The following is a 13,462-nucleotide window of genomic DNA, read 5'->3' on the forward strand; positions in this document are numbered from 1 at the left end:
GACAAAGGGCACGGCCTGAAAAACAGGACCGTGCCCGATGTTAACCGGCTGGCCCGCGAGGGGCCAGTCAGTCAGCGCAGCTTAGGCAGCTACGACGACCACACGTACGGTGGCTTCAACGTCGCTGTGCAGGTGCACGGCTACGTCGTATTCGCCAACCTGACGGATGGTGCCGTTCGGCAGACGAACTTCAGCCTTGGCCACTTCAACGCCGGAGGCGGTCAGGGCATCAGCGATGTCGTGGGTGCCGATCGAACCGAACAGCTTGCCTTCGTCGCCAGCGGTGGCAGTGATGGTCACTTCCAGCTCGGCCAGTTGGGCAGCGCGGCTTTCAGCCGAAGCTTTCTTGTCGGCAGCGGCTTTTTCCAGCTCTGCGCGACGCTCTTCGAATGCAGCCAGGTTAGCGGCGTTGGCAACGGTGGCCTTGCCGAATGGCAGCAGGAAGTTACGGCCGTAACCAGCCTTAACTTTTACTTTGTCGCCCAGGTTGCCCAGGTTGGCGACTTTTTCCAGCAGGATCAGTTCCATTTGGTAAAACCTCTTAACTTTTAACCTTCACCGTTCGCGGAATCATTCCCCTTGGGGGAGTGGCGACCGCGAAAATCAATCAGGCTGTCGACAATGGCCAAGACCACGAGCAACGGATAGGTCAGCTGCATGAACAGCACCAGCGTGACGTACAACCCCACCAGCCAGAACCTGGCCAGGCGTTTCTGGGCTACCAGCCCATGCAGCAGGGCGATGCCCGCGAACATGAGCGGCACACTGCACAGCGGCGTAAGCAAGGCGACGGCGGAACCGAAGTTCGGTCCGAACACCATGCACGCCAGCAGCACCAGTGCCGGCACCAGGGGAATCCGCACCGCTTGAAACTCGCGGCCGAAACCTCCCGGGTTGTACAACGCGGCCTGCCAGTACCGGCCCAACATCAGGGCCAGAACGCTGACGACCTGCAGCAAAGCTGCAATCAGGCCGTTGAGCACCGGTACGATGAGTGCCCCCAGGTGTGCCTGCTCCTCTACCGTCAACTGCTGGTAGAGACCGTCGAGCATCTGCGGCAGGGCTTTTTCAAGCGCTCGCGCCAGAGCTTCGATCGGTTCGCGGAACACTGAACCGAGGATGACACCGTACAACAGGCCCAAGGCGATGCTGGACAACAGCACCCGGTTCCAGGAATGCCCGGCGCGCAACAGCGCAGCCAGCCCCAGCGTCCCCAGCAACACCATCAAGGTGCGCGGCTCGCCGAAGACCCACCAGGCCAGCGCGGGCAAGATGCCCCACACGATGACCGAGGATGCGTCCTTGAAACCACGCCGCAGGAACACCAGGCTCCCGGCGGCGGCACTCAACCAGAACAACAGCGGCAATGCCGCACAACCAGCCACCACGACAGTGGCCTGCACACGACCGCGCATGATGAAATCAGCCAACGCTCGCATGCCTATCCCTTACTGCTTGTCGACGACCCGGTCTCAGCGGCCGTGGCTGTCGGTGTAGGGCAGCAGGGCCAGGAAGCGGGCGCGCTTGATAGCGGTAGCCAGCTGACGCTGATAACGAGCTTTGGTACCAGTGATACGGCTTGGAACGATCTTGCCGGTTTCGGATACGTAAGCTTTCAGGGTGTTGAGATCTTTGAAGTCGATCTCTTTCACGTCTTCAGCAGTGAAGCGGCAGAATTTACGACGACGGAAGAAACGTGCCATTTAATAGGCTCCTCTAAAGGTCCGTGGATTACTCGTCAGCGTTATCGCTGGAGTCGCTGTCATTGCTGTCGTCGCCATCGGCGGAGTCAGCATGCTCAGGACGCTCGCGACGCTCACGGCGCTCGCTGCGGTTCTCTTCAGCCTTCAGCATCTCGGACTGGCCGGTAACGGCTTCGTCACGACGGATGACCAGGTTACGGATCACGGCATCGTTGTAGCGGAAGTTGTCTTCCAGCTCGGCCAGGGCCTTGCCGGTGCACTCAACGTTCAGCATCACGTAGTGAGCCTTGTGAACATTGTTGATTGCGTAGGCCAGTTGACGACGGCCCCAGTCTTCCAGGCGGTGGATCTTGCCACCATCTTCTTCGATCAGCTTGGTGTAACGCTCGACCATGCCGCCGACTTGCTCGCTCTGGTCCGGGTGAACCAGGAAGATGATTTCGTAATGACGCATGAATGCTCCTTACGGGTTAGTAGTCTGCCAGCGAATCTGGTCAGACAAGGAGTGAATGACACTGTATGTCTTGCTTGAGGGAAGGCGCATGCGCACCTGCCAGCCCGGCAAGGGGCGCAATTGTAGAGAAGGCGGGTTGGACAAGCAAGGTGATTGGCGATTATTTGAACAGTCGGAAACATATTGGCGGGGTATGTGAGAGCGGCGGTGACTCTTTCGCGGGCAAGCCCGCTCCTACAGACCTGCACAGGCCCCGTGGGAGCGGCGGTTCGGCGGTCCGACTTGCCCGCGAAAGGAACGCCGCCGCTTCAGGCTCTCAACGCTTGGCCTGACGCTGCCTCACCGCCTCGAACAGACACACCCCGGTCGCCACCGAGACGTTCAGGCTGCTGACACTGCCGGCCATCGGCAGCTTCACCAGGAAGTCGCAATGCTCGCGGGTCAGGCGGCGCATGCCCTTGCCTTCGGCGCCCATGATCATCACCAGGGGCCCGGTGAGGTCCTGCTGATAGATCTCCTGCTCCGCTTCGCCAGCAGTGCCGACCACCCAAAGGCCACGCTGCTGGAGTTTCTCCAGGGTACGCGCCAGGTTCGTCACGGCCACCAGCGGAATCACCTCGGCAGCGCCACAGGCGACCTTGCGCACCACGCCGGTGAGCGTGGCCGACTTGTCCTTGGGAATCACCACGGCCGTCGCGCCCGCAGCATCGGCGGTGCGCAGGCAGGCGCCGAGGTTGTGCGGGTCGGTGACACCGTCGAGCACCAGGATCAGCGGCGGCGTCTCGGTGCGCTCGAGCAACTCCTCGAGCATCGCCTCGCCCCACACTTGGCTGGGGTTCACCTCGGCGACCACACCCTGGTGCACGCCCTCGACCCAGGCGTCCAGCTCACGGCGCTCGGCCTGGCCGACCGCAACGCGGTTTTCTGCAGCCAGCGCCAGCAGCGTCTGAAGACGTGGCTCGCTACGCCCTTCCGACAACCAGATCTGCTTGACCCGCTTGGGATGGTGCTGCAACAACGCCTGCACGGCATGCACGCCGTAGATTTTTTCCAGCTGACTCATGACTTGCCGCTCTTGCCCTTACGTGGCGCGCCGGACTTCGACGGGCCTTTGCGATGCTTGGTCTTGCCGGACGCCTTGGTGCCCTTCTCGGCCTTGGCACTGGTGTGCTGCCGCGCATCCCCCATCAGCGCCTTCTTCATTTCGCGGCTCTTGCGCACCTCGGCATTACGCTGCACGGCATCTTTCGGGAAGTAGGCCTCGGAAGCTTCGCTCTTGCGGCTGCGCGGCTTGGGCGAAATCTTCGCCTCGGTAGCCGGTGCAGGCTCGGACTTGACCGAACCTTTGGTGCCCGCAGGCTTGCCGGTGTCAGCCGATTCGCTACGCGGCTTGCGGCCGCCCGGCGCCTTGATCGCGGCCTCGGAAAGCTCGAAGTCGATCTTGCGCTGCTCGAGGTCGACGCGCATCACCTTGACTTCGATGGTGTCGCCCAGGCGGAAGCTGCGGCCAGTACGCTCACCGGCCAGGCGATGGTGCACAGGATCGAAGTGGTAGTAATCGCCCGGCAGCGCACTGACGTGCACCAGGCCTTCGACATAGATGTCGGTCAACTCGATGAACAGGCCGAAACCGGTCACTGCGGTGATCACGCCTGGGAAAGTCTCACCCACGCGGTCGCGCATGTATTCGCACTTGAGCCAGTTGACCACGTCGCGGGTGGCTTCATCGGCGCGGCGCTCGGTCATCGAGCACTGCTCGCCCATCTGCTCGAGGCTGTTCTCGTCGTACGGGTAGATCCGCGCCTTGGGAATGCTCATCGCACCGGCGCGCTTGACGTGCGGAGTATCGATCTTCGAGCGGATCACGCTGCGGATGGCGCGGTGCACCAGCAGGTCAGGGTAACGGCGGATCGGCGAGGTGAAGTGGGTGTAAGCCTCGTAGTTCAGGCCGAAGTGGCCGTTGTTCTCCGTGCTGTACACCGCCTGGCTCAGCGAGCGCAGCATGACGGTCTGGATCAGGTGGAAGTCCGGGCGCCCGGCGATGCTCGCCAGCAGGGCCTGGTAGTCCTTCGGCGATGGATCCTTGCCCTTGTGCAGCGACAGCCCCAGCTCACCGAGGAAGGCGCGCAGTTTTTCCAGGCGCTCCGGTGGCGGACCATCGTGCACGCGGTACAGCGACGGCACGTTGTGCTTTTGCAGGAACTCGGCGGTGGCGACGTTGGCCGCCAGCATGCATTCCTCGATCAGCTTGTGGGCGTCGTTGCGCACGGTCGGACGAATTTCGTCGATCTTGCGGTCTTCGCCGAAGATGATCCGGGTTTCCTGGGTTTCAAAGTCGATTGCACCACGGATATGGCGGGCATCGACCAGCACCTTGTACAGCGCGTAGAGGTGCTTGAGGTCCGGCAGGACTGCGCTGTACTCCTCACGCAGCGCCTTGCCTTCGCGAGTGCGGGAGTGCTCGAGCATGCTGCTGACCTTGTTGTAGGTCAGACGCGCATGGGAGTGGATCACGCCTTCATAGAACTGGTAGTCGACCATCTGGCCGGCCTTGTTGATGGTCATCTCGCAGACCATGGCCAGGCGATCGACATGCGGATTCAGCGAGCAAAGGCCGTTGGAGAGTTCCTCGGGCAGCATCGGAATCACACGCTCGGGGAAGTACACCGAGTTGCCGCGCTGCTGGGCCTCGACGTCCAGGGCCGAGCCCAGGCGCACGTAGCTGGAAACGTCGGCGATCGCCACGTACAGGCGCCAGCCGCCGGAGAACAGGCGCAGCTTGCCCAAAGGCTCGCAATAGACGGCATCGTCGAAGTCGCGGGCGTCCTCGCCGTCGATGGTGACGAACGGCAGGTGGCGCAGGTCGATGCGCTTTTCCTTGTCCTTCTCTTCGACTTCGGAGCGGAACTTGCGCGCTTCCTTGATCACGTCCTTGGGCCAGACGTGCGGAATGTCGTAGCTGCGCAGGGCGACATCGATCTCCATGCCCGGCGCCATGTAATTGCCGATCACCTCGACCACGTCACCTTGCGGCTGGAACCGCGGGGTCGGCCAGTGAGTGATCTTGATCTCGACGAACTGGCCGATCTTGGCGCCGCCGTTGCGCCCCGCAGTCACCAGCACTTCCTGCTGGATCTTCGGGTTGTCGGGGGTCACATAGCCGATGCCGCCTTCTTCGAAGTAGCGGCCAACCACGCTTTCATGGGCGCGGGAGATGATCTCGACCAGCACGCCTTCGCGGCGACCACGGCGATCGACACCAGAGACCCGGGCAAGGCCACGGTCGCCGTCGAACACCAGGCGCATCTGTGCCGGGCTGAGGAACAGGTCTTCGCTGCCGTCGTCGGGGATCAGGAAGCCGAAGCCATCGCGGTGGCCGGAGACACGGCCGCAGATCAGGTCGAGCTTGTCTACCGGGGCATAGGTGCCGCGCCGGGTATAGATAAGCTGACCATCACGCTCCATTGCGCGCAGACGGCGGCGCAGGGCCTCGATCTGGTCTTCTTCGTACAGACCGAACTCTGCCGCCAGCTCCTCGCGCGCGGCGGGTTCGCCACGGTCGGCAAGGCGCTGCAGGATCAGCTCACGGCTGGGGATGGGATTCTCGTATTTTTCCGCTTCGCGAGCGGCCTCGGGATCGAGGGATTGCCAATCGGCCATCAGAAGGGGTTCACCTTGGGGTATATAGATAGGGATTCTGGCATACGCGTATTGAAACCGGAAATCTTTGCCTTGGACAGCCCCTGCCGGGCGCCCCGGCAGCGGCAATAGGTCACTGGAATCAACAACTTGAATTTTTTGAAATTTTTTTCGATCCGGGGCTTTACAGCCCTCAGGGGCATCCGTATAGTGCGCACCACAACGACGGACAGCCGACGTTGTAGTTGAGATGAAACCTGATGTAAAGCATCATGTGACCTCGACAAAATGTGTGCCCAGGTGGCGGAATTGGTAGACGCGCTGGTTTCAGGTATCAGTGACTTAACGGTCGTGGAAGTTCGAGTCTTCTCCTGGGCACCAAATATTTCGAGTGATAGATAGCAGGTTTTTCTGTCATTCAGCAACACGATTCAAGTTTCATGCAGTAGATGTAAAAGCTTTGCCCAGGTGGCGGAATTGGTAGACGCGCTGGTTTCAGGTATCAGTGACTTAACGGTCGTGGAAGTTCGAGTCTTCTCCTGGGCACCATATAAAAACCCACTAGCTTGCTAGTGGGTTTTTTCTTGCCTGCGTTTTTTGCCCTCCCGCCGCGCCAGCATCCGCCTCCCCCCGACTATTTGCCCTCATACGGCCACATGAGAAACGATTTCGTTTACCATTGTTTCGAAATATGTAGCCGTAAGCGAGGAAGTACCCGCATGACGATCCGCCCGAAACCGCTGATGCGCACCTTGGCCGCCGCTGTCCTGGGCCTGGTGATTGGCGCGCCGGCCGCCCTGGCAGACGAACCGGTCAGCCTGACCCTGTACAACGGCCAGCACAAGGAAATCGGCGAAGCCATCGCCAAGGCCTACGAGGCCAAGACCGGTATCCACATCAATATCCGCAAGGGCAGCAGCAACCAGCTGGCCAGCCAGATCATCGAGGAAGGCACACGCTCGCCTGCCGACGTCATCTACACCGAAGAATCCCCACCCCTGAACAACCTGGGCGAACTGGGCCTGCTGGCGAAAATCGACGACGCCACCCTGGACATGCTGCCCAAGGAATACGTGGGTGCCAACGGCACCTGGATGGGCGTGACCGCGCGCACCCGCGTGGTGGTCTACAACCCGAAGAAGATCGACGAGAAAGACCTACCCACCACCGTGATGGACTTTGCCGATCCTGAGTGGGACGGCCGCGTCGGTTACGTACCGACCAGCGGCGCCTTCCAGGAACAGGCCGTGGCCATCCTCAAGATGCACGGGCGCGAAGCCACCGAAGAATGGCTCACCGGCCTGAAGGCGTTCGGCAAGACCTACACCAACAACATGGTCGCCCTGAAAGCGGTGGAAAAAGGCGAAGTCGCTGCCGTGCTGGTGAACAACTATTACTGGTACGCCCTGGAGCGCGAGCGCGGCAAGCTCGACTCCAAGCTGTACTACCTGGCCGATGGCGATGCCGGCAACCTGGTCACCATTTCCGGCGCCGCAGCGGTCAAGGCCAGCAAGCATCCCAAGGAAGCCCAAGCGCTGCTCAACTGGATGGCCAGCGAAGAAGGCCAGCGCGTGATCACCCAGACCACCGCCGAATATCCACTGCACAAAGGCATGGTGTCTGACCGCGGTCTGAAGCCGTTCGAAGAGCTGCGCCCACCGAAGATCAGCCCGGCAGACCTCGGCAATGCCGAAGAAGCCATCGAGCTCGAACGCGAGGTCGGTCTGCTCTGATGACTGCCGCCGCGCCCGACCCGGCCCTGGTACGCTTCGTGCCACGCCGCAAGCGCCCCTCCGTGTGGGTGGTGCTGCCTGTGCTGTTCCTGGTGGCGATGAGCCTGTTGCCATTGCTGTATGTCGCCATCAAAGCCTGGGAAGCCGGCTGGCATGAAGCCCTGCGCCTGCTCTGGCGCCCCTTCGTCTGGGGGTTGCTGCGCAACACCTTGCTGCTGATGGTCGGTGTCACCCTGGTGTGCATGGTGGTCGGCCTGGCGCTGGCCTGGCTGCTCGAACGCAGCGACCTGCGCGGGCGCCGCCTGTGGGGCGTGGTGTTGTGCCTGCCGTTTGCCGTACCGTCGTTCGTCAGCAGCTTCACCTGGGTGTCGCTGAGCTCGGACTTCGAAGGGCTCGGCGGGGCGATCCTGGTGATGGCGCTGTCAAAGTATCCGCTGGTGTTCCTGCCGGTGGCAGCGACCCTGCGCAATCTGGACACCTCGCTGGAGGAGTCGGCGCGCACCCTCGGTTGCAGCCGCTGGGGCGTGTTCCTCAAAGTCACCCTGCCATTGCTGTGGCCAGCCATGCTCGGCGGTGCGTTGCTGATCGCCCTGCACATGCTGGTGGAGTTCGGCGCACTGTCGATCCTCGGCCTGCAGACCTTCACCACGGCGATCTACCAGCAGTTCGAACTGGAGTTCAGCAACGCTAACGCGGCAATGCTCTCGGCTGTGCTGCTGGCACTGTGCCTGGTGATGCTTTGGCTGGAACTGCGCGTACGCGGCAAGGCCCGCCACGTGCGCATCGGCCAGGGCGTGGCGCGTCGTGCACAGCCATTGCGACTCAAAGGCTGGAGCCTGCCGGCACAACTGTTCTGCCTTGGACTGGCGGTGTTGGGCAGCGGGATTCCGCTGGCCATGCTCGGCTACTGGCTGAGTGTCGGCTCATCGGCAGCCTTCCCGGTCGCGGCGATCGGCAAGGCCTTGCTGACCTCTCTGTCGGTATCGCTTGGTGGTGCTGGCTTCTGCGTGGTACTGGCATTGCCGATCAGCTTCCTGGTGGTGCGCTACAAAGGCCGTCTGGCGATCTGGGCCGAACGCCTGCCCTACCTGCTGCATGCTCTGCCGGGCCTGGTGATCGCATTGACCCTGGTGTTCTTCGCCCTGCACTACGTGCCGGCGCTTTACCAGACCACTGCACTGCTGATCCTGGCCTACGCCCTGCTCTTCCTGCCCCTGGCCCAGGCGCCAGTGCGCACAGCGCTGAACAAGGCCTCGCCGACACTCGAGGAAGCCGCCCGCACCCTGGGCGCCAGCAGCTTCGCGGCGTTCTGCCGGGTCACCCTTCCGATCATCTTCCCGGCACTGGCGGCGGCCTTCGCCCTGGTGTTCCTGGACGCCATGAAGGAGCTGACCGCGACCCTGCTGCTCAGCCCCACGGGCATGACCACCCTGGCCACGGAAGTCTGGGCGCACACGGCCAACGTCGAGTTCGCAGCGGCAGCGCCCTATGCGGCGTTGCTGATCCTGGTATCGGGATTGCCGGTATACCTGCTGACCACGCGGATGTACCTGAACAAGGCGTAGCATCGAGGCCCGGGCGCAGGCGGCCCGGGCACAGCCATTCAATAGCCCAGCGCGCGTTTTTCCGCTGCGGCACTAACGGCATGGTTCGGTCTGCGCAGTTGCAATACCGCGAAAATCGACAGAACCACCGCCAGCCCCCAAAGGATCGGCGTCGCTCCCTGGCTCAGAGCCACCATCTGCAGACCGACGACCAACAGACGCAGCAACGCATCGAGTCGACCATTGGCCACCGAAGGTTCGCGCAGGCGCGCCACACCCCAGATGACATAAGCCAGGGCACCTAGATTGATGAAGAACATCGAGGTGGGGTCGAGCACGCTGAAGGACGTACCCAGGCCAAGCCAGGCATCGAGCCCTGCAAAAAGCTGGAATGCCCAGGCACTCAGCAATGGAACGGCAAATGGCAGGGTGGCGACGATGTCATAGATCGCGCCGATCCGGACGATGTTGGCGTAACGGGATTGATTCATTGGCAAACCTCCATGTGCATGCGTTCGAGAAGCTCTCTGACTTCGTAGAATTGTCCTGATTGCAGCGCGATTGCGCGACGCCGGCCAAGCAGGTCGACGATTTGCGCGGCGCGTTGTTGTGCGCTGACGATGTACCCCGGCTGCGTCGAGCGCTCTCGCAAGGCCACCAGTTCGGGAAAGCGCTCGTCGGCCTGCAGGATGGTTTGCGCCACGGTGGTGGCGACATTGCATAACCCCAGCACCGCAAAGAACACCTGCGGATTCTCCAACTGGTAGACCTTGGCCAGGGCGTTGAGGGCGGCTTTAGAGACGCTGTAGGAAAGCATGCCTGCGCGCTGACGGATGCCTGAAACCGAGGCCGAGAACACCACCTGGCTAACCTTGGCCTGTCGGCACAACAGCAGGTCAAGCACCCATTTCACCGCCACCAGGTTGAGCTCCAGCACCGAGCGGAAGGATTCCACTGGCGTATTGCTCGCAAGCTCCGGCGCGCTACCGAATGTTCCGGCGTTAAGGTAGGCCGTTTCGAATGTCGTCTCACCGATGAAGGCCTGCAGAACAGGCTGGACAGCCTCGCCCGCACAAAGATCCAGCGCCCGGAAATGCATGCGCGGATGCTCCAGCAGCGCCGTTGGTATCCGTCGCGAAATACCCCAGACCTCATCGCCCCGCTCAAGGTGCAACCTGGCCAGTGCCAGCCCGATGCCCGAACTGACGCCCGTAATGAATATGTGAGCCATCAGCGCCTCACTCGAACTTGCCGATGTGATAACCGCCATCGACGCTCAACACGCTGCCAGTCATGTAGCTGGCGCCGTCGCCAAGCAGGAACAGCACTGCAGCAGCCACCTCGCTTGCCTCGCCGAAGCGCTTCATGACAGTGGCGTTGATCTTGCGCTCGGTGCCCGCAGGATTGGCCGCCAGCCGTTCCGGAGAATTCATCCCGCCAAGAATCGGCCCTGGCGCTACCGCATTGACACGCACCGCGTGGCGTCCATCGCGGTCGCAGGCATTCTCCATCGCCACCACTTGGGTCAGGGCGTTGAGCCCTGCCTTGCTCGCCACATAAGCAGCCTGGTTGGGCATGGCCATCACCCCCGCGCAGGAGGACAGATTGACGATCGAGCCGCCTGGCTTCCTGGCGATCAACCGCAACTCATGTTGCAGGCAATACAACGGGCCGTTCAGATTGATACGCACGACCCGCTCCCAGTCCTGTACCTGAAGGTCGGCGACCTGTGCATACGGTGCTGTGATACCCGCGGCATTGACGGCATGGTCGAGTCCGCCGAAACGCGCCTCGATCTCGGCGAAGGCATCGCGCACCGCGCCAGGCTCAGCGACATCGCACGGGATGAAACTGGCCTGCGCGCCCAGTTGCTCAAGCGCCGAACGCCCCTTCTCCAGGCTGCGCCCAAGCACGACGACGCGCGCCCCCTCCTCGCTCAGCCGCCGGGAAATGCTCAGGCCGATACCACTGCTGCCACCGGTGACAACGATGGTCTTTCCCTGGAACTGCATCTGGACTCTCCTTAGTCATATCGAATAGAGGCTGGCCGCTTGTACCGCTCATTGACGCAGCAGTACACGCGATCCAGCTGGGGATTGCTCTTGTCACGGAAACAGTTGCCCTCGAATCGACAGGCCTGAACGCTTCCCGGCTTGCCCTGCAACGACTTGTTCACCAGGTCGTTGTCAGCGAACAGGGCACGACTCATGCCCACCAGGTCAGTGACGCCCAGCTCGAGCAAGGCCTCGGCCTGGGCCAGCGAGCCTGTGAAGCCGGCAAAGCCGACCGGGAGCGACGTCAGTTCGCGGATGTGCTTCACGCCATGCACCAGCATGGCGTGAACACGCGGATCGGCACGCAGCATGTAGTGGAACGTTTCCTTGATTGCCGCCGAACACATCAAGGCCGCCACACCTGCACGCTCCAGCGCAGGGACCACCTGCTCGAGCAGTGCCGGTTGCTGCCCCTTGTCACCCAGGCAATCATCGATACCCAGACGCACGGAGATGTCGATTCCGCCCTGGGTTGCCTCCACGATCGCGTCCATGACCTCCAGCAGCAGACGGGCCCGGCGCAACGGCGAGCCGCCGTAGCGATCCGTTCGTCGGTTGCTGTAGGGCGAGAGGAAGCTGCTCAACAGGTAGCCATTGGAGGCCTGCAATTGCACCATGCGCGCACCGGCTTGCTGCGCCAGACGTGCGGCATTGGCGAACTGGGCACAGACGCTGCGGGCGTCCTCGTGAGTCATGACCCTCGTACCGCGACGGCTTCGACTACCCACCGCCCGGCTGGGCGTCAGCAGAACACCGCCACTGCGCGCCAGATCGCCCTGGCTGCCGTAGTGCTGCAATTGCACGACCACAGGGCAGGCATTTTCCCGCCCGTAGTCGATCAGCGGCGCCAAGTGCTCGACGTGACGCTGCTCGTACAGGCACAACCCTCCCTCGTGCAGCCGCGTGGATGCATCGACTGCTGAGTTGGCCAACACCACCATGGCGCAGCCTCCGTCGATGATGCCCTTGTAGAAGGTCAGCATCTGCGGCGTCAGGCAACCTTCACGACCCAGATCGATACCCATGGGTGCGAAGTACACACGGTTCTTCAGGTTCAGGTGTCGTCCGAGGGTGATCGACTGGCGTGTCAACGGGTATCCCGAGGCCACGCCAGTTACCCGCTCTGCCGATCATTGCAAGGCGTGCCCTGGGCATCATTGCTCGCCTGGGCAGCCACCGACAGCTCCTGCAAGGGCTCGTGGAAGCAATGGCACTTGATGACTTCCTTGAGCGTCGACAGGGTGGCGCGATCGAGCTTGGCGAATACGGCCAGTTGCACCGAGGGCTGTTGCGAAGGTCGGCATTCTGCGATCGGGAAGCTCAGGAAACCCATGTCCCGTACATAGATGGACAGTTGCACCACCTCAGGGGCCTGCGCGTTTTCCTTCATGCGGAACCTCACCGCCCGCAGTGAAACATGCTCGAGCAACCCTTCGACTGCCGTGCCTTGCGCCGTGTGCAACAAGACCTGCGGCAACACCCGGTCGGAGGGGGCGAACCAGTGGTTCTCCGGAAAGTTGACCGTGCGCATGCGCTTGAACAGCGGCATCTTGATCGCACTGCCACGCAGGCGCAGCGTGGTGACCAGATTACCGTTCTGGAAGAACATCGCGGTCTTGTCCACCGTCCGGGGCTGGGCGCGCTTTTCGCCAGCGCTGTGCTGGACCACGACCTCCACCGCATAGGTGGACTCGGTGTAGTTGTTGAAGGAGACGGACAAGTCTTCGATCGAGATCGAGACTTCACCGCGCCGGTAACCCGAATGGCTGTAGAAATAGTGGTACATCGCCTGACGAGCCACTTCGATCAGCATCAGGCCAGGCACGTGCTCATGGGGCTTGTTGTAGAAAAAGTAGTTGTTGGTGTCGTTCATCAGGCCGTACGACGACAGGTTGGCACGTGTCCAGCCCGGCAGCGCGTGCAGCGTGTCGGCCAATTGAGTGACCAACGCCGAATCTGCTACCGGCAACCCGAAACGCCTCTGCAGGTAGCACTCGACCTGGCGCGGCAGCCAGGCGGCGGACAGTCGATAGCCCCCCTCGTGCAACGCATAGTAGCCCTGGGCATTCATTTCGAAACTGTCGAGGGAATCGAAGTCTTCCTGCCCGAGTGTGGCGGGGACGCTGGCAAGCACCCGGCCACCTTGATCGTCGTCGCGATACAGGGCGCCCAACACAGCACAACCGCGCTCATCGAGATGCTCGAGCAGGAAGTCGGTCTCTTCGAGGGTCAGACGAGCCGGCAGAAGATCCTGAAATCCGGAGAGCAGTACGTCATCCACAGTGCCCTTGTGCAAGACCTGTGGGGTCAGGGGTAACTGACGTTCCATGTTGAT

13 protein-coding genes and 2 tRNA genes are annotated in these 13,462 nt (G+C 62.1%); 4 read left to right on the plus strand and 11 right to left on the minus strand.

Annotated features, from left to right (window positions below):
• Positions 1-81: 81 nt before the first annotated feature.
• The 6 genes from rplI to rnr all read right to left on the minus strand — a co-directional run bounded on the left by rplI (position 82) and on the right by rnr (position 5,817).
• A complete protein-coding gene (gene rplI, locus ACK3BK_RS22615) occupies positions 82-528 on the minus strand; it encodes a 50S ribosomal protein L9 (protein ID WP_003249568.1) in 447 nt (148 codons plus the stop codon).
• Between the two features lie 20 nt (positions 529-548).
• Entirely contained in the window at positions 549-1,439 is an 891-nt protein-coding gene (locus ACK3BK_RS22620) for a hypothetical protein (protein ID WP_186665938.1), read from the minus strand.
• A gap of 33 nt (positions 1,440-1,472) precedes the next feature.
• Positions 1,473-1,703 (minus strand): 30S ribosomal protein S18, encoded by a 231-nt coding sequence (rpsR, locus tag ACK3BK_RS22625; RefSeq protein WP_003249563.1) that lies wholly within the window; start codon positions 1,701-1,703, stop codon positions 1,473-1,475.
• 28 nt (positions 1,704-1,731) lie between these two features.
• Positions 1,732-2,157: a 30S ribosomal protein S6 gene (gene rpsF, locus ACK3BK_RS22630; RefSeq protein ID WP_029612766.1), complete on the minus strand. Its 426-nt coding sequence runs from the start codon at positions 2,155-2,157 to the stop codon at positions 1,732-1,734.
• Between the two features lie 316 nt (positions 2,158-2,473).
• Positions 2,474-3,220, minus strand: coding sequence for a 23S rRNA (guanosine(2251)-2'-O)-methyltransferase RlmB (gene rlmB / locus ACK3BK_RS22635; protein WP_411383369.1), 747 nt, complete (start codon positions 3,218-3,220; stop codon positions 2,474-2,476).
• Positions 3,217-5,817 (minus strand): ribonuclease R, encoded by a 2,601-nt coding sequence (gene rnr, locus ACK3BK_RS22640; RefSeq protein ID WP_411383370.1) that lies wholly within the window; start codon positions 5,815-5,817, stop codon positions 3,217-3,219. Before rnr ends, rlmB begins: the two co-directional genes overlap by 4 nt.
• A gap of 273 nt (positions 5,818-6,090) precedes the next feature.
• Between rnr and ACK3BK_RS22645 the strand changes: the two genes are divergently transcribed.
• From ACK3BK_RS22645 to ACK3BK_RS22660, 4 genes are all read left to right on the plus strand, one after another.
• A tRNA-Leu gene (locus tag ACK3BK_RS22645) sits at positions 6,091-6,177 on the plus strand.
• A gap of 81 nt (positions 6,178-6,258) precedes the next feature.
• Positions 6,259-6,345 (plus strand) — tRNA-Leu (locus ACK3BK_RS22650).
• 170 nt (positions 6,346-6,515) lie between these two features.
• Positions 6,516-7,529, plus strand: a complete 1,014-nt coding sequence (locus ACK3BK_RS22655; RefSeq protein ID WP_186665935.1) for an extracellular solute-binding protein — start codon at positions 6,516-6,518, stop codon at positions 7,527-7,529.
• A complete protein-coding gene (locus ACK3BK_RS22660; RefSeq protein ID WP_411383371.1) occupies positions 7,529-9,094 on the plus strand; it encodes an ABC transporter permease in 1,566 nt (521 codons plus the stop codon). The genes ACK3BK_RS22655 and ACK3BK_RS22660 overlap by 1 nt, the downstream gene beginning before the upstream one ends.
• A gap of 38 nt (positions 9,095-9,132) precedes the next feature.
• Here the strand turns inward: ACK3BK_RS22660 and ACK3BK_RS22665 are convergent, their stop codons facing one another.
• Genes ACK3BK_RS22665 through ACK3BK_RS22685 form a run of 5 tightly spaced genes read right to left on the minus strand, consistent with a single transcriptional unit; the run spans position 9,133 to position 13,456 of the window.
• Positions 9,133-9,564 (minus strand): hypothetical protein, encoded by a 432-nt coding sequence (locus ACK3BK_RS22665; protein WP_186665932.1) that lies wholly within the window; start codon positions 9,562-9,564, stop codon positions 9,133-9,135.
• Positions 9,561-10,343, minus strand: coding sequence for an SDR family NAD(P)-dependent oxidoreductase (locus ACK3BK_RS22670; protein WP_411383372.1), 783 nt, complete (start codon positions 10,341-10,343; stop codon positions 9,561-9,563). Before ACK3BK_RS22670 ends, ACK3BK_RS22665 begins: the two co-directional genes overlap by 4 nt.
• The gene (locus ACK3BK_RS22675) at positions 10,312-11,085 is read right to left on the minus strand and encodes an SDR family NAD(P)-dependent oxidoreductase (protein ID WP_411383373.1); all 774 of its coding nucleotides are present in this window, start codon (positions 11,083-11,085) and stop codon (positions 10,312-10,314) included. Before ACK3BK_RS22675 ends, ACK3BK_RS22670 begins: the two co-directional genes overlap by 32 nt.
• An 11-nt stretch (positions 11,086-11,096) precedes the next feature.
• Positions 11,097-12,236, minus strand: a complete 1,140-nt coding sequence (locus tag ACK3BK_RS22680; protein WP_186665929.1) for an NADH:flavin oxidoreductase — start codon at positions 12,234-12,236, stop codon at positions 11,097-11,099.
• A 5-nt stretch (positions 12,237-12,241) separates the two neighbouring features.
• On the minus strand, positions 12,242-13,456 hold the full coding sequence (locus tag ACK3BK_RS22685) for an AfsA-related hotdog domain-containing protein (protein ID WP_411383374.1): 1,215 nt from the start codon (positions 13,454-13,456) through the stop codon (positions 12,242-12,244).
• Positions 13,457-13,462: the final 6 nt, after the last annotated feature.

The sequence above is a fragment of the Pseudomonas sp. L7 genome (assembly GCF_046605565.1).
In the GTDB taxonomy this organism is placed as follows: domain Bacteria; phylum Pseudomonadota; class Gammaproteobacteria; order Pseudomonadales; family Pseudomonadaceae; genus Aquipseudomonas; species Aquipseudomonas wayambapalatensis.